Genomic DNA, 17,318 nt, shown 5'->3' with positions numbered 1-17,318 from the left:
GAAGCTAACTGTCAGTAATTTATTTTACGAGCCACTCCAGTTTATACATACCACGGAACCGGTCGTAGGTGAGCAGTTCTGCATCACGCTTAAACTGGGCGTCCATCTGATCCGCCAGTGTTTCATGCGCGGGGAAAGCCTGTTTCACATTCCAGGCGGTCAGCGTTTGTATTTTACCATTCGGAGCGGAGAAGTACATTTTGTACTGATCTTCCGGACCGGCTTTCGGAGAAGCAGGTATTTTTCTCTTATACAGCAATAATTGCGGGTTTTTATTCAGGATCTGGTAACTATGATTACCTTCTACCCGGTATACATCACCATTTGCGAGCTGATAAGCAAATATTTCATTTTTGTTGATATGAATATTCCTGCCGTTATGCTGCAGGGTGACATAACTTTTAGGCGCAAGCGTATGCAGATGGATCCTGGGCGCTTTGTTGCCGTTATCTTTGGTGTAACTCAACTCATTAGCCAAATAATCATCCATGCTGCGGTAAATGCCGGTGATCTTCTTTTGCGCGTCTGCTGCTACATTGATACACATCAATAAGCAGATCATGTAAAAAATTCTGCTACAGTATTGCATATGTTGATCTTGTTTTGGTGCCATTATTAAGTTAGCAAAAATAGCCGATAATTTCTTGTGAAGACATGATAAAAATCATTAAAAATCTCCGGAAAAGAAGTTATTTCATCTTCACCATCAACATACAAAAATATAATAACCTCCTTACAAAACCGGCAGGTATACATAAAACGTAGTGCCCTCATTCAACTGCGATTCAGGATAAATATACCCTCCATGATTCAATACCACTTTGCGGCAAATGGTTAACCCGATACCCGAACCGGGATATTCGGAAGGCTTCACCAAACGCTTGAAAATAGTGAATACCTGGTCGGCGTATTTCTGCTCAAAGCCGATACCGTTGTCGCGGAATACCAGCTCATAATACTGTTTGTCTGCCTCCAGTCTTGGAACCGCAGCTTGTTTTTCCGGTGATATGATGCTCACGCTTACGCGGATCACCGGTTCCTGCTCATTAAACTTCAGGGAATTATCAAGCAGGTTATGAAAGAGCTGATTCATCTGTAATGGAACCGCTTTTATGTGTGGAAGCGGTGATATTTCAATATGCGCATTCCTTTTCCTTAAACCGGGTTCAAGATCACTCAGTACCTGTTCCATAACAACATTCAGGTCTGTTTCAATAAACGGATCGTCACTTTTATTCAGTTTTGAATAATTCAGAAGGTCTTTGATCAGCCCGGACATGCGCGAAGCAGAAGCGATCATTTTTTCCAGGTACTCTTTTACCGGCTGTTGTGCCGCTTCGGCGCTCATAGCAATGTTGCCAAAGGTTTGAATTTTACGCAAGGGCTCCTGCAGGTCATGGCTCGATATAAATACAAAGTCCTCCAATTCCCTGTTGGTCCGTTTTAATTCTTCATTGGCCACTTTTAATGCTGTGGTGCGGTCTTCCACATGAAATTCCAGTTTATCTGAATAATTCCTGGCAGCTTCACGTGCGGCTACAAAATGGGTGATGTCATTGGTAACACACATGATGCCGGAAACATTGCCACTTTCTTCATACAGCGGTTCAAATGTAATCCTGACAATAATATCTTCGGCTTTACCAAAACGTACGATCTTTAGCGGCAGTTCACCGGTAATATACCTTTTGCCGGTGACGTATGCTTTCTCTATCATACTTTCCATTCCCTGTGATTTCAGCTCGGGCAGGGCTTCCAGTAATGGTTTCTGCATTACTTCTTCAGCGGTTCTGCCCCAGTACTGCAATTGTATTTCGTTGGCCACCTCAATATTCATTAACAGTCCTTTCAATAAACAGATGGCCACCGGCGCCTGTTCAAATAAATTTTTCAGTTGCTGCTCCGCATGGTTACGCAGTTGCAGAATTTTAATATGCGCTTTTACTTTTGTGAGCAGTTCCCCGGCCGAAAAGGGTTTCACCAGGTAGTCGTCTGCACCGGCTTCCAGTCCGTCGATACGGGCTTCGCCACCTGCACGTGCGGAAAGAAAGATAACAGGTATCTGCGCGGTAACCGGGTTGCCACGTACCCGTTCCAGCAGATCTTTTCCATTCATCACCGGCATCATGATATCGCTGAGGATAAGATCAGGTTTGTTACGCTCCACTTGCTCCAGCGCTTCCAACCCGTTTTTGGCAGTGGTGATATAAAAATACTTTTCGAGTAGCCGTGCCAGGTAGTTACGCATATCCGCGTTATTATCCACGATGAGCACATGCGCCCGTTCGGGGCTGCCGGCGGTTTCTGTTACTTCCCAGTGCCCCATTTCGGGCATATAATGCCCCTCATGTGTTGGAGGGCTGTCGTTGTCCAGCAGGCTGTATGCCTCTTTCAGAAAAGCGCCTTTTAACAGCAGGGTATCTGTATGTTTCCCGGTTTCGGAGATCTGTTCCCGGGGAAGATGATCATTACCGAAGGGCAGGTGTATGGTAAAAGTTGTGCCCGTGCCTTCTGAACTTTCCACGCTGATGGTGCCGGCGTGTAGCCGTACCAGTTCGCTCACCAGCGACAACCCGATACCAGATCCCTCATGTGTGCGACCGGGACTGTTTTCCACCCGGTGAAACCGCTCAAACATATGTGGTAATTCTTTTTCAGGTATGCCTACGCCAGTATCTTTTACCTGGAGAATGGCGGATGTTTCAGTTTCACGGAGTATCACGCTGATACTGCCTTCCAACGTAAATTTAAACGCATTGGAGAGCAGGTTCAGGATGATCTTCTCCCATATTTCCACATCTATATACACCGGCCGGGTGGAAACGCAATCGATATTCAGTTGCATACCTGCTTTTTCGATGATCGACTGGAAGCTACTGGCCAGATCGGTGGTGAGTGTTGCCAGGTTTACCGGCTGGTATACCGCCTTTAACCGGTTGGCTTCTACCCGGCTTACATCCAGCAGGTTGTTTACCAGTTTCAACAGGCGGTGTGTATTACGATAAGTGGCGTCCAGGTTAATTTTATATGGAGGCTGCTGCAGCAGGGGTTGTTGCAGCAATTCTTCCAGCGGGCCTATCATCAGCGTAAGCGGCGTTCTGAATTCGTGGCTTACATTATTGAAAAAAGCTGTTTTAGCTTTATCAATAGCCGCCAATGCTTCGGTGCGCTGTTGTGCCTGTTCATACGCATGCACATTGGAAAAGGCGATGCTGAAAGCATTGCCCAGTAATTCGTAAAAGTTTAAATAGGCATCATCCAGCGTTCTTCTGGCACTCACACCTGCAACAACAAATCCCCACGGCCGCTGCTGCCCGGCAATATTTACCGGTAGCACAACAGCGCTGCGTGGCGCTTCGGGGTATGGACCAAAGGAAATATTGCCAAAGCGGTTGCTCAGGTCCGTTACCACTCCGGGTTGCGGGGATTGTAATACCTCGTCAAAAGGCCAGGTAACTCCCGCAGCGACCGCATTAATTCCGGCAGCAGCTATTACACAGTGGCTATCCACCTTACTGTCCAGTTGGTATAGCAGCAGGAAAGGGATATCCCGGCTGAAGTCAATCGTTTTTCCCAGTATTGCGTCACATATCTTTTCAGTAGTTTCGGCTTTGCCTATCAGGGCCGACAAATCACGTACCACCTGCGTCCGGCGCGCAGCGAGCATTTTATCCGTTGTTTCGGTAACCGTGTGAAAAATACCTCCCACTTCGCCGGCTTCATTTCGTATAGGCGCAAACGAGAATGTCATAAATGCTTCTTCGAGGTAGCCGTTCCGGTCCAGGAACATCCGCTGGTCTTTGATATAGGTGCCTTCACCTGATTGTCCGCGGGTAAAAGCATCACCCACTACCGGCAGCGCTGTTTCCCAGCATACCCGGAAGCTCTGCCCCATAGACACGGGATGTTTATCGCCACAGATAGGACGGTAGCTATCGTTATAGATCTGTATGGTATCGGGGCCCCAGGCGATTAAAGCGGGAAATGTGGAAGAAAGACAAAGACTGACTGTTGTTTTTAAACTCTGCGGCCATGATTCGACCGGTCCTAACGAAGTTGTTGACCAATCCATGCTTTGAATCAGCCTGCCCATTTCTCCACCACCAGCTAAAAATTGATCTTGATGCTGCATAGGCGTTTGTTAAAGGGGCACGTGTAGTTTTGTTTGAATGAGTCAAATGCGGAGATTATCTTTATCCTTTCCTTGCTCAATTTAAACAAACTACCTTGAATAGCAAGATTCTGTTTCTCCTGGCTGCAACTATAGCCCTTACGCAGCATCCGCTGAAAGCCCAAACCAACCGTTTACCCGATTGGGCGCTGGGTGGCTTTGTAAGACCTGCGGGCGTAAACCCCGTGATCCGCACAGACTCTACGGCACACTTTTATGATTCGCTCCTGCAAAGGGAGGTCGACTGGGAGTCGAACGACACCTTTAACCCCGCTGCCATTGTTAAGGCCGGGAAGATAGTAGTGCTTTACCGCGCGGAAGATAAATCCGGGATACAGATAGGCATGCGCACTTCCCGGATCGGCTATGCGGAAAGTAAAAACGGTACTTCTTTCAAAAGAAAAAGAATACCGGTATTATACCCGCGTAAGGATGATCAGCAAACCTATGAATGGCCGGGCGGCTGCGAAGATCCCCGTGTAGCCGTTACCGTTGATGGTACTTATGTAATCTTCTATACACAGTGGAACCGGCAGGTGCCGAGGCTGGGAGTGGCTACCAGCAAAGACCTGGTAAACTGGACCAAGCACGGGCCCATCTTCCGGAAAGCCGGCGACCGTTTCGTGGATCAGCCGCATAAATCGGCTTCTATCGTTACAGCACTGAAAGGAAAGAAACAGGTGATTGCAAAAGTGAATGGTAAGTACTGGATGTATTGGGGAGAACACGGCGTATTTGCCGCTACGTCTGATAACCTGGTCGACTGGCAACCTGTTACCGACAGCAGTGGCGCATTAAAAGCGCTTATAAGGCCCAGGAAAGGCTATTTCGACAGCGGGCTCACAGAGTGCGGCCCACCGGCTATTATCACGGATAAAGGCATTCTATTGCTGTATAACGGCAAGAACCAGCCGGGCGATAAAGGTGATCAGCGTTTTACTGCAAATACCTATAGTGCCGGGCAGGTACTTTTTGATAAACAGAATCCTGAAAAAGCCATTGCCCGCCTGGATGTACCCTTCCTGCGCCCGATGGAGGCATTTGAAAAAAGCGGACAATATGCCGCAGGTACCGTGTTCATTGAAGGACTGGTATATTTTAAGAAGAAATGGATTTTATATTATGGCTGTGCCGACAGCAGGGTAGGGATGGCCGTATTTGATCCCAAACATCCCGCGCCGGGAGATCCGCTGCCATAGATGTCCGCAGGTGATCTGGCAACAGATGGATGAACTATGGAGTAATTTCCGCTGCGGGTAACCACTCATTGTCCGCCATCCGTTGGGTAAATGTCAAATACGCCGCCCTTCATCAGGTCGGTATGCAACAGGCGCGTAGTGCTGTATGGTTTTCCATCCTTTTTGATAGTGCCGATAAATACCGGTGCGCCTTTTGGAGCTACACGGATAGTGGTGGTGGTATGCTCGCCGGTATGAATAACAATGCGTTCAAAAGCAGGAATGGTAATGGCATATTCCGGCGCTACGGGGTTCACCGGATAAAAGCCCATCGCGGTAAATACATACCAGGCGCTGATCTGCCCTGCATCGTCATTGCCGCATAACCCTCCCGGCCCTACGCCGTATTCCATTGCCCTGATTTCACGGGTATGCGCTATTGTTTTCGTTTGCGCGTTTACGTAGTTGTACAGGAAAGGGATCTGGTGACCGGGTTCATTGCCATGCCAGTATTGTTGTTTCAGAAAAAGACTATCCAGTGCCTGTTCAAATTTTTTGTTTCCACCGGTTAGTTTGATAAGCCCGGGAATATCATGCGGTACGTAAAAGCCGTATTGCCGCGGGGTTCCTTCGGTGATAAAAAACATTTTCTTATCCCGGTCCGGTTGCTCATACCATTTGCCGGAGGCATACCGGCCGTTTACATCTCCCAGCTGCGGATCAAATACATTGGCATAATTGCCGGCCCTTTTCTTTAAGATGGCATAATCCTTTCGCTTATGCAATGCTTTCGCAACGGTAGATAATGCGTAATCATCAAACGCATATTCAAGTGTGCGCGACACCTGTTCGCGGCTATGAAAGGCGTACGGCACGTTATCTTCCAAAGGTACATACCCGTATTTCAGGTAAGAAGATAATGCCCTGCGGCCCTTACCTTCTTTATAGTCTTCTATGGCAGCGGTGTCAAAAGCATTTTGCCGCATGAGGCGGTATGCTTCTTCCACATCATAATTGCGGATACCTTTATTATAAGCCGATGCGATAAACGGAATAGCATGATCGCCAACCATTGCGGCGGTGTAATTATTCCAGCAGGGGAAAATAGGCAACCAGCCGCCCTGTTGACCTTTCAGGATCAGTGAACGTACCAGGTCGTTGATCAACGCGGTGTCCAGTATTTCATACAGCGGGAGTTGCGCGCGGTAAATATCCCACATGGAAAAGTCGTCGTAGTAATTGCCTGACGCCAGTTGCTTCACCTGGTATGATTGCGCAAAGGCAGGGTAAGTGCCTTTTACATCATTGAAAAGACGCGGGTGCTGCATGGTATGATATAGCGCGGTATAAAAGATTTTTTTATCTTTTTCGGAAGAACCGGTTACTTCAATTTTCCCCAACGCTTTATTCCACACATCGCTGCCTGCTTTTGTTTGTGCGTTAAAATCCCAGTGATTGATTTCTGCGGCAAGATTTTCCCGTGCCGCATCAATACTGGTGAAAGAGGTACCTACACGTATTCTTATCACGCTGCCTTTATGCACGTTGAATTTTACTGCGCTGCCAATGCCTGCCTCGTTTTTGATACTGTCTTCCAACAGCACCGTGTTGCCACGGAATACTTTTGCATCTGTGAACACTTCTTCAAACTGCACTACAAAGTATCCGCTGAAACCTGCGGGCTGTCCCTGTCCCTGGTAAATGCGGAAGGCGGGGTTGTAACCAGAGATCTCCTGCCGCTGGCGGTCGATATACACGGCGCCTTTGCCGCGGTCGCTGTTGGGCCGGATCACTATATAGCAATCATCATCCTGCGTGAAGCTGAATTGCATCATGCTGCAACGCGCAGTGGCAGTGACTTCTGCCTTTATCTTGTTTTTACCCAGCAGGATGCTGTAGTAAGCAGGCGTGGCTACCTCACTGGTGTTTACAAACGTTGATGCGTAATCGTTAGGGCTGGTTTTAAGTTCGCCGCAAACCGGCATAATGGTCATGCTGCCGTAGTCCTGTGTACAGGAGCCGCTGAGCCAGTGCGTACCGCGGAAACCGGTGAAAAGGGAGTCTGTATAGTAATACGGCGCTACACATTTCTGTTCGGTGAGCCTGGTTTGCGGGGTCCACTGCGTCATGCCAAAAGGCATGCCCACTGCGGGGATGGTGTTGGCCAGCTGCTCGGTGCCGGCGCCGTGAACCAGTGCGGTGAGTGTAGTGCTTTTGGAGGTGCCGGTGAACGGATCTACATAAGCCAACAGCTGGCTGGTTTGTGCCCAGGCACTTGCCATACCAGCTGTTAACCATAAAAAAGTACAAACGGTTTTACGTACCATCAATATCCTTTGTTTTGTTTTATCTTATCCTTGTTAATATCTATCTGGCTTTGTGGTACTGGTATTACGAGGTTGTCGCTGGTAAGGTCCGCTACTAACCTGATTTGTGCCTTTTTGCTGTTGAGCACCGGGATTGCCCTGCCGGTGCGCACCAGGTCGTACCAGCGGTGGCCTTCAAACGCCAGTTCCACCCGTCTTTCATTTTCTATTGCCAGCCGGAACGATGCCTGGTCGGGCAGGTTGGCGGCTGTTTTTTCTGCAAGCCCAGCTCTTTTGCGGATGATGTTCAGGTAAGTGAACGCTTCTCCGCCGCCCTGGTAGCCTATTTCATTAAGCGCTTCTGCATACATCAATACAACATCTGCATAACGGATCACCGGGAAGTTGTTACCATTGTCGTTTTTGGTGGCAGGTACATCAAAGTACTTCTTCACAAAATAATAATTTACGGTAGCTCCGCTGGCATTTACATAAGAAGTAGCCATCGAAAAGCTCTTCCTGGTGTCGCCGGCTTCATAGGCGTTTTCCATATCGGGGGTAGGCTGGTTGTTGCCATCGCCGCCAAACTTCACTACCGCATCGCCGGAGTTTTCGGGCGCGAAAGAGTTAGGTAGTGGGTTGCCTTCTTTTACGCCACCGGATTTATATTGTACATCAAAAACAGACTCCTTGTTATTTTTCTTGCTTACATCAAAAACGTCGGCATATTTATCCAGTATGGCGTAAGTGCCGGAGCTGATTACTTCTTTCAGCTTTGCGGCAGCATCGGGATATTTATGTTGCGTGAGCAATACCTTTCCCAGCAACGCTTTGGCGGCGCCGCTGGTGGCCCTGCCTATATCGCCGCCGGTGTAACTTACCGGCAATGCGGCTTCGGCGGCTTTGAGGTCGGCTTCAATTTGTGCGTATACGCTGGCTGCCGGATCACGGGTATATTCATATGCCTGGTTGGCATTGGTGATTTCCGTTACCACCAATGGCACATCACCAAAGGAACGCACCAGGTTAAAGTATACCAGCGCCCGGAGAAACTGTGCTTCAGCGGTGAAGCGTTTCTTCAGTGAATCACTCATGGCTATCGGCGCAATCCTCGACAGGATGGTGTTGCTGCGGGAAATGGCTTTGTAGCTGTCGTTCCAGCGGTTGGCTACAAAGGGATTGGTGGTTTTAATATAGAACCGGTCAAATTCATCCTGGTCTGTTACAGAGCCGGAAGGTACCGGGAAGTTATTATCGGATGGAATATCGCCGTAGATGTACGCGTTGCCAAATACGCCGCCGGACTGCAACGAGCCATAGTTGGCATTGAGTGCATTTTTAAAATCGTCGGCTGTTTTGTAGAAGTTTTCCGTAGTGGCCGTGGAAGGCGGGAGCTGTTCCAGGAAGCTCTTTTTGCAGGCCGTAAATGAAACAGCTGCTGCGAGGAATATGTATAGATAATTTGTGCGCATGTTCTTTAATTTTTTAGGAAGATCAGAATCCGATATTTACACCAACTACAAATGTTCTGGCCAGCGGATAACGGCCATAATCAACGCCACTGGTTAAAGCGCCTTCGTAATTACTTACTTCCGGGTTATAGTTCAGGTAGTCGGTGAAGGTGTACAGGTTTTGAGCCGACAGGTAGATCCTGGCCTGTTGCAACCGGATGTGCTGCAATATTTTTTCCGGTAACTGGTAGCCGATACTTACGTTCTGAATACGCAGGTAGGTGGCATCTTCCACCCAGCGGCTGGAGATGGCGTTGTTGTTGCCGGTGGTGCGCTGGTTGGCACGGGGAATGATACCGTTGCCTGGTTTGTCTTCCGACTGCCAGCGGTTCAATACCGTGGTGAGCTGGTTGGCGCTGCCTTCTACGTTCTCAAAGAAACGGCGGCTGAGGTTCAGTATCTGTCCGCCCTGCTGGCCCTGTATGGCTACCATCAGGTCGAAGTTCTTATAGCGGAAGGTGTTGGTGAGGCCGTAAATAAAATCAGGCTGACTGTTACCTATTATCGTACGGTCATCTGCCGTGATCTTTCCATCTTTATTTACATCTTCATACTTCACATCACCGGGTCTGGAAGTGAGGTCATGCGGAAATTTATCCAGGTCGGCCTGGTTCTGGAAAATACCTATCTGTTTGTATCCATAGATGTTACCGATCGGTTTGCCGATCATCGTGATATTGGTTTCATTTACGCCGGAATTACTGCGGATGGGATCTCCCGTAGGACCCAGTGCCACCACGGTATTGCGGTTAAAGGAAAGCGTTGCATTGGTATTCCAGGTAAAGGCCCCGGTAAGATTGCGGGTAGCGAGGGAAAATTCCCAGCCCTTATTTTCTATGGCGCCAATGTTTTTAACGGCGGTGCTGAAACCGGTGATGGTAGGCACGTTTACGGCCAGCAGGAGGTCGTTGGTATTTCTTTTATAGTAATCGATACCAATGCCAATTCTTTCGTGGAAGAATCCGATATCAATACCGGCGTCGAACTGTTTGCTTTTTTCCCAGCCCAGTTCATCATTGCCAAGCGAGGCTGCACCCAAACCATTTACCAGCGAGTTGTTGAAGCTGTAGTTATCTGCTTCCAGCGTGGCGAGGTAAGGATAGTTGTCGGTGTACTGGTTATTACCCGCCAGTCCGTAGCTCACGCGCAGTTTGGCGTTGGAGATCACCGGGATATTTTTCATAAATGGTTCTTCTGTCAGCACCCATCCCACAGAGCCCGCAGGGAATACACCCCACCTGTTTTTGCTGCCGAAGATAGAAGATCCGTCTGCACGGAGGGATACATTGGCGATGTACTTTTCTTTATAATTATAGGTAGCGCGGCCAAAGTAGGAGGTGGAAGTATTGGCGGTTCTGAAAGAACTGACTGTACTTGGTAAACCGGCAGCGTTCAGCGTAGGCACTACGTCGTTGGCATAAGAAGTACCAATGGCCTGACTCCTCTGGTATTGATATTTATACGCCTCCATACCTAACAATACATCGATGTTATGCGGTCCGGCAGCTTTGGTATAGTTAAGGGTCTGGTTAAACAGCCAGCTGGTGGTTTGGTCAGAAGAAGCTTCACCCACGGCCTGTGTAGGCGGCAGTATCTGGTTCAGCGGCATGCGGGAAGTTTTGTAAGCATTCCTCCTGGTGGAGCCTACGTTGAAATTACCGGTAGCGCGGTAACTGAAATCTTTCAGGAACTGGTACGATGCGTACACGTTGGTAAGCAGGTTGGTGGTGATCAGTTCATTCGGATTTTCGGTGATGTTGGCTACAGGGTTGGTGATGCCAGGCCAGCCATAAGGCGTAGCCAGCGCGGCTTGCGAGGTATAGGCGCTGTGGTCCGCGTTCCATACAGGCGTCATGGGTACGGCGGATAAAGCAGCGTTGATGATACCGTTGCCGGCCCAGTGACCATCACTGTTTACATCGTTCTGGATTTTATATACCGGGTTGATATTGGCGCCCAGCTTGAAACGTTCGGTCACGTTGATGTCTACATTCGCGCGGATGGAGTACCGGTCGAGGGCCGATTTTTCAATGATGCCATCCTGTTTCAGGTAGCCACCGGTTACCAGGTACTGTGCGTTATCGTTGCCGCCGCTGGCGGTTACCTGGTAGTTGTTGATCATCCCTTTGCGGAAAATCATATCCTGGTAATCGTATGTAGGCATGGCGGCTACTTTCTGCGGATCGTCGAAATTGAACCACTCAAACAGATCGCCGCGGGGATAACGGTATCGCAGGTACGAATTTGGCCGGGCGGAGTTAGGATCGGATATATTGGCGCCGGGTACGTTATCGAGGTAAGCGTTATTGGAGGCTTCTTTGGAGAATACTGCAAACTGCTGCGAGTTGAGTACATCTATTTTTTTAGAAACATCCTGGAACCCCGTATATACGTCGGCGTTAAACCTTGTTTTGCCGGATTTTCCGCGTTTGGTGGTTACTATCAGCACTCCGTTGGAGCCTTTGGAACCATAGATAGCGGTGGAGGAAGCATCTTTCAGTACATCAATGCTTTGTATATCGTTGCTGCTGAAGTTACTGAAAACACTGGCGTCCACAATATTCCCATCTACTACAATCAGGGGATTGGTGCCTGCACTGATGGAGCCAAAGCCGCGTACTTTTATAGCGGGGGTAGCGCCGGGGGCGCCGCCTGTTTGCTGTACAATTACGCCGGGGATTTTTCCCTGCATACCCGTGGCCACATTGGAGATGGGCATGTCGCGCATTTCGGCCATTGGCACGGAGGCGATAGCGGCGGTAACATTCCGTTTCTTCTGGGTGCCGTATCCCACTACAATCACGTTGTTGAGCGAGCGGGTTTCTTCTTTCAAAATAATATTCAGCGGGGTAGCGCTGCCGGCGGCTATTTCCACAGATGTATACCCGATCATACTAAAAATAACGATGGTCTTTTCATCGGGCACCCGGATGGTAAAATGACCGTTAACATCTGTAATAGCCCCGCCACCTCCGTTTTTGATGGTGATGGTTACATTGGGAAGCCCGTTGCCTTTTTCATCGGTCACCTTTCCGCTAACGGTAATCACACGCGCGGATAGTGCGGGATCTGCCGCCCGCTTCTCGGTAATCACAATGGTATTGGCGTTCAGCGACCAGGTAAGGGCGGTGTTTTGCAGCAGCAGGTTGAGCGTTTGCAGCACGGATCTCCGTTCTGCGGGCAAAGTAATATCATCATAGGGAGAAAGCTGTGCGGCTACATAAGCAAATTTAAAAGCGCTTTGCTGCTGGATTTGCTTAATACCTTCCTTCAGGGATTGCCGTTTCAGGTTTACGGTGACTTCTACTTCTTCCAATCGCTGCGCTTTGCCGGGAGCAGCAATCAGCATATTGATGCCGAAAAGAAAAGCAGAGGCGAGTAAGCAACTTAGTTTCATATAATACGCAAACGTTCGCTTTGGGAAAAGGCGTAGCCTTCCCCTGATAAGAAATTTCATACCTTTGGGTAGTTTTTAAATGTTTACCGAAATGTTTAAGACAACCGGCTATACTAACTAGTCCTTAGTATAGCCTTTTTTAAAATCGTTTATCCAGCCAGATAATACTGTCCTGTCCTTTTTCCCATTGCGCATGCGTTAGTTCGCAGATCACATCCAGCGCCTGTTTCATGGGATCGTTGATAAAATTGCCGGTGAATTTTTTAACGCGCAGGGATTCATCCCTGAACCGGATATCAATACCATAATATTTGTTGATAAGTGGAATCGCTGCTTCAAAGGAAACATCTTCAAATACCGGCTCGTCTTTTTTCCAGACCAGCACCTCTTTCATATTGGCTTTGGTAACCAATGGGGCAATAGCGGCCTTGTCGAGTATCAGCTGATCACCGGGCAGCAGTTCCGCCACGATGGCTTTATTATCTTTTTGTACCTGTACTTTACCGGTGGTAACGGTTACGGCTATAGGAGAGTCATCCCCCGCGGCCCTGATGTTAAAAGAGGTTCCCAGCACACGGGTCACAATAGCGCCGGTATGTACCAGGAATGGTTTGTTTTTATCGGGTGCTACTTCAAAAAAGGCTTCTCCTCTCAGGTATACTTCCCTGCTATGCCCATCGAAGGCGGCGGGATAGTCCAGCTGGCTGTTTTCATTGAGTGTTACCACACTGCCATCGGGGAGGGTAATTATTTTATTGGAGGAATGCTGTGTTTCAGGAAGCGCCGCAGTAAGGGTAGGAGCGGGCTTAGTCACCGGCAGCAGCCACCAGGCGCTGAGCATTACCAGTATCACGGCGGCGGCAACGGCTATTCTTTTGTACAGCGGGTTGCGTTTTACGGTCATCACTTTGAGCATATCAATCTCTCCCTCCTGGATCTTTCCCTGCAGCTTTGTATACAATTGCTCCCACATAGGCTCCTGTGCGGGCCGCGGCGTATGCTCCCAGAGCGCTGCCAGCTCCTGCGAAACAAGGTCATTTTCCGACAGCTCCGCCATCAATGCCCAGAACTCTTCCAGCTCCTGCGGACTACAGTCGCCGGACAGGTATTTTTGCAGTAATAGTTTTAATCTTAACGGATTAGACGACATATACCAGTTATATAACTGCTATGACGACAAAAAGGAGGGGGTAGTACTAATCAGTCAGAAAATAAATCTGACAACAGCAGGATATACACAACAGGGGTAATATGGTTATTGAGCAGGTATTGTTTAATGATCTTCAGGCTGTCGGTGATAGTGTTTTTAACGGTGTTGCGGGATAAATTCAGTTCTGTGGCTATTTCTTCATGCGTCATGCCCTTTTCCCGGCTCAGGGTAATCATGAGGCGGCGCTGGGGCGACAACTGTTTATAGGCATTGTTCAGGATTTCCCGGCATTCGTTGTTCAACAGGCTGTAGTCGGCGCTTTGTTCCTGGTGGGCGGCCATTTGTTCGCTCACCAGCTTCTGCAACTTTGCGTTTTTAGCCGCCAGCTTGAAGAAGTCCATCGCTTTATTGTAGGCCACCTTGAACAGGAAGGCATCCATATGCTGGATGTGTGTGATCAACTCCCTGCCCGTCCACAACTTCAGGAATACGTCAATCACAATTTCTTCCGCCACCTCTCTCGATTTGGTAACGGCCAGCACATATTGATAGAGCTTCTTTCTATGATGTTCGAAAAGTTGTTTAAAGGCAGCTTCATCTCCTGCCGCGATTTTGGTCAGTAACTCAGTTTCATTATACATGGAATTCTTCTCTTAGTTGATATCCGGAACGTGGTCTGACAAATATATTTTTTTTCCGGAGAATATTTTTTTAAATCTCGGGAGAGATGGGAAAGGACTATGGCGCCATCAATAAAATCGATGTGCCGTTGCTGGCAGAGTGGGGGAATCCGCTTAATTTGCGGGGCAATGAACGATACGCATATGACACAACCGATAAAGCTACTGGCTATCTGTGGAAGCACCCGGCAGTCCTCTTCCAATCATCACCTGATAAAAGCGATCACGGAGCTGGGCGCCGGTAAGTTTACCGTGCAGCTGCTGGATAGCCTTACGGCCATCCCGCATTTTAACCCGGACCTGGACATGGACGCCGGCAGTGCGCCGGAGGCGGTGCAACATTTCCGCGCACAACTGGCGGCGGCAGATGCCGTGCTGATATGTACGCCGGAATACGCCATTGGTGTGCCGGGGACACTAAAAAATGCGATCGACTGGACGGTATCTTCCATGCACTTCTCACAAAAGCCGGTAGCGCTGATTACAGCCGGTACTTCAGGCCATAAAGCGCACCAGTCGCTGTTGGGCACACTGCTGATCATTGAGTCAAAGATTGCTGAAGATGCGCAGCTGGTGATTTCCTCGGTAAGAACAAAAGTAAACGGCGAAGGTGTGATTACGGATGCGGATACGGAAACGCAGGTACGAAAACTGATAGACGCGCTGGCCGCGGTGGTATGGGAAAAAGAAACTACCCTGCTGCCGGCGCCGTCCTTGTTCTAATCGCCTTCGGCGATGGAAATTGTCTTGGAGCAGGATTACGCTGATTTTACTGATTCTTTTGATTTTATTTTTTGGGTTTTTATAAATGATTAAGGGAGATAGAAGCGGATATTCGCTTATATCTCCCTTAATCATTAAAAATCAAACGTGATCAAATCCCAAAAATCAGTAAAATCAGCGTAATCCTGCTCCAAGACAATTTCCATCGCCGAAGGCGATGCACGTTACACTTATCTCACGCTATACTTCACTTCTTCTGTAACCCCCTTCCACGTATCGGTGCGGAAAGGCGCTGCCGGGAAGCCGTCTTTGTTAAAAAGATTATCTTCCAGGTTATCATCTGACCAGCCATAACGCACGGCTACCGGTGTATTTACTTCATCGGCATATACCACTACTTTATCGCCGTCAACAAATGCTTTGGCGTAATGGAATTGCTTATCGGCGCCGGCTACTTCAAATCCGCGGATATAACCATACTTATCTTTTACTTCCAGTCCGCTGCCGGTGCTGGTAAAGCTAACGGTTACCTTATTGCCGTTTACCTGTATGGACTGGTATACCGGGCCGCTGAAAACATTGTTTTGTCCGTAGGTGTCATGTAAGGCTACGGCTGCCAGTCGCTTACCTACGTCCTGTTTGTTTTTCGGGTGGATGTCTTTGGATTCGCCAATATCGGTGATAACGGCCATGCCGGTATGGGGCACCTGCAGGGTAAGGGTTTGCGCTTCTCTCAGTTCTGCCCACTTGCTGCCTTTCTGGCTGTTGCCATTGGCGGAGTTAAAGCTGGCCAGCTGTACAAAGTAAAACGGAAACTCGCCCTGGTTCCACAACCGGCGCCAGTCGCTGATCAGCAGCGGGAAGGCTTTTCGGTACTGGTAGGCGCGGTCGGCATTGCTTTCGCCCTGGTACCAGATAGCGCCTTTGATGGCAAAAGGCAGTACGGGGTTGATCATGGCGTTAAACAGCAAAGAAGGGTAACTGTTGGGACCCATGCTGGTGCCGGGGTTGATGGCCTTCTGGATGCGGAATGCCCAATCGCCTGCGAGGGATAGTTTCTGGCTGGCTGTTTGCAGAAAAACACTTTCTGCATCGCCGTAAAAACCGCCGCCGCCGGTATTATCTTCTATACTTACTGCAATCACATTATTGCCGGCTTTTAACACCCCGGCAGGGATTTTATAGGTACGGGCGGCGTCGTAACCTTTGGTACTGCCTACCTGTGTACCGTTAATGTAAGTAACGTCGTTGTCGTCTATAGTGCCCAGGCTAAGCTCTGCTGGTTTGCCGGCATCGGCTGCGGCCACCTGGAAGTTTTTCCGGAACCATACAATCCCGTCGAAGTTGGGCAGCTGTTGTTCTTCCCACAGGCCGGGTACCTTCATTTTTTTCCACGACTGGTCGTCCGCGCCGGGAGTGGACCAGGTGGCAAGTGTACCTGCATCTGGCAGGCTGCCCTGTAAATTCCGGATCAGCTCCTGTTGCCTGTTTTTGGCTACGATAGCAGCGGAGTCCAGGTTCAGTGCGGGAAGGTGCTGCATCATGTCGCTGAAGTCGCCGGCATTGGCCAGTCCGTCGCGGCTGATCCAGGTTTCCACGATGGTACCACCCCAGGAAGTATGTATTAAGCCGATAGGCACCTTTGTTTGTTCATTCAGCGCTTTGGCAAAGAAGTAGCCTACCGCGGTAAAATCGCCGGTGTTTTCCGGGGATGCAGGCAGCCAGGCGCTTTGCTTCACATCTTCCAGCGGAACTACTGACATTGCTTTGGGCAGGTAAAAGTGCCGGATGGCCGGGTTGGCGGATTGGGCAATTTCTTTATTGGCATTGGTTACCCCGTTCACATGGAATTCCATATTCGATTGCCCGCTGCAGATCCATACGTCGCCCATCAGGATATCGTGGAGACTGATATCATTTTTGCCCTTCACGGACAGGGTATAGGGACCGCCTGCTTTCTCCGGCTGCAGGAATACCTTCCATTTACCGTTCTTATCTGCCTTTACGGTTTTTTCCTGCTGGTTGAACCGGATGGTTACCTTTTCATTTTTATCGGCCCAACCCCATACCGGGATCGGCTTGTCGCGCTGTAACACCATGTTGTCGCCGAAAACGTTGGGTAAACGTACGTCGGCAAAACTGAAGGAACTTATCATGGTTGCCGCCAGTAATAAAACGTTTTTTTTCATAATTGTGGTATTG

The 17,318-nt window shown here is 49.0% G+C and carries 10 protein-coding genes; 2 read left to right on the top strand and 8 right to left on the bottom strand.

What is annotated here, in order from left to right; genetic code table 11:
* Positions 1-19: 19 nt before the first annotated feature.
* Positions 20-562, bottom strand: coding sequence for a hypothetical protein (locus B5Z18_RS03525; RefSeq protein WP_133256209.1), 543 nt, complete (start codon positions 560-562; stop codon positions 20-22).
* 171 nt (positions 563-733) lie between these two features.
* The gene (locus B5Z18_RS03520) at positions 734-4,132 is read right to left on the bottom strand and encodes an ATP-binding protein (protein ID WP_200817194.1); all 3,399 of its coding nucleotides are present in this window, start codon (positions 4,130-4,132) and stop codon (positions 734-736) included.
* 95 nt (positions 4,133-4,227) lie between these two features.
* Between B5Z18_RS03520 and B5Z18_RS03515 the strand changes: the two genes are divergently transcribed.
* Positions 4,228-5,370 carry a glycoside hydrolase family 130 protein gene (locus B5Z18_RS03515; RefSeq protein ID WP_079468006.1) on the top strand — a complete coding sequence of 381 codons (1,143 nt, stop codon included), beginning with the start codon at positions 4,228-4,230 and terminating at the stop codon, positions 5,368-5,370.
* Positions 5,371-5,435: 65 nt separating this feature from the next.
* Here the strand turns inward: B5Z18_RS03515 and B5Z18_RS03510 are convergent, their stop codons facing one another.
* The 5 genes from B5Z18_RS03510 to B5Z18_RS03490 all read right to left on the bottom strand — a co-directional run bounded on the left by B5Z18_RS03510 (position 5,436) and on the right by B5Z18_RS03490 (position 14,354).
* Positions 5,436-7,676, bottom strand: a complete 2,241-nt coding sequence (locus B5Z18_RS03510; protein ID WP_079468005.1) for a GH92 family glycosyl hydrolase — start codon at positions 7,674-7,676, stop codon at positions 5,436-5,438.
* Complete coding sequence (locus B5Z18_RS03505; RefSeq protein WP_079468004.1) at positions 7,676-9,127, bottom strand: RagB/SusD family nutrient uptake outer membrane protein; 1,452 nt, start codon at positions 9,125-9,127, stop codon at positions 7,676-7,678. Before B5Z18_RS03505 ends, B5Z18_RS03510 begins: the two co-directional genes overlap by 1 nt.
* Before the next feature lie 22 nt (positions 9,128-9,149).
* Positions 9,150-12,563 carry a SusC/RagA family TonB-linked outer membrane protein gene (locus tag B5Z18_RS03500; protein WP_079468003.1) on the bottom strand — a complete coding sequence of 1,138 codons (3,414 nt, stop codon included), beginning with the start codon at positions 12,561-12,563 and terminating at the stop codon, positions 9,150-9,152.
* A 139-nt stretch (positions 12,564-12,702) separates the two neighbouring features.
* The gene (locus B5Z18_RS03495) at positions 12,703-13,713 is read right to left on the bottom strand and encodes a FecR family protein (protein WP_079468002.1); all 1,011 of its coding nucleotides are present in this window, start codon (positions 13,711-13,713) and stop codon (positions 12,703-12,705) included.
* A gap of 50 nt (positions 13,714-13,763) precedes the next feature.
* Positions 13,764-14,354, bottom strand: a complete 591-nt coding sequence (locus B5Z18_RS03490; RefSeq protein ID WP_079468001.1) for an RNA polymerase sigma factor — start codon at positions 14,352-14,354, stop codon at positions 13,764-13,766.
* 168 nt (positions 14,355-14,522) lie between these two features.
* On the opposite strand from B5Z18_RS03490, the gene B5Z18_RS03485 reads away from it, so the two are divergent.
* Positions 14,523-15,116 (top strand): NADPH-dependent FMN reductase, encoded by a 594-nt coding sequence (locus B5Z18_RS03485; RefSeq protein ID WP_200817193.1) that lies wholly within the window; start codon positions 14,523-14,525, stop codon positions 15,114-15,116.
* Between the two features lie 230 nt (positions 15,117-15,346).
* On the opposite strand, the gene B5Z18_RS03480 is transcribed toward B5Z18_RS03485, so the two are convergent.
* Positions 15,347-17,305 (bottom strand): sialate O-acetylesterase, encoded by a 1,959-nt coding sequence (locus B5Z18_RS03480; RefSeq protein ID WP_079468000.1) that lies wholly within the window; start codon positions 17,303-17,305, stop codon positions 15,347-15,349.
* Positions 17,306-17,318: the final 13 nt, after the last annotated feature.

It is taken from the genome of Chitinophaga ginsengisegetis (genome assembly GCF_900168065.1).
GTDB lineage: Bacteria > Bacteroidota > Bacteroidia > Chitinophagales > Chitinophagaceae > Chitinophaga > Chitinophaga ginsengisegetis.
The sequence above is the reverse complement of the archived record's forward strand: the minus strand, read 5'-3'. Positions and strand labels throughout refer to the sequence as shown.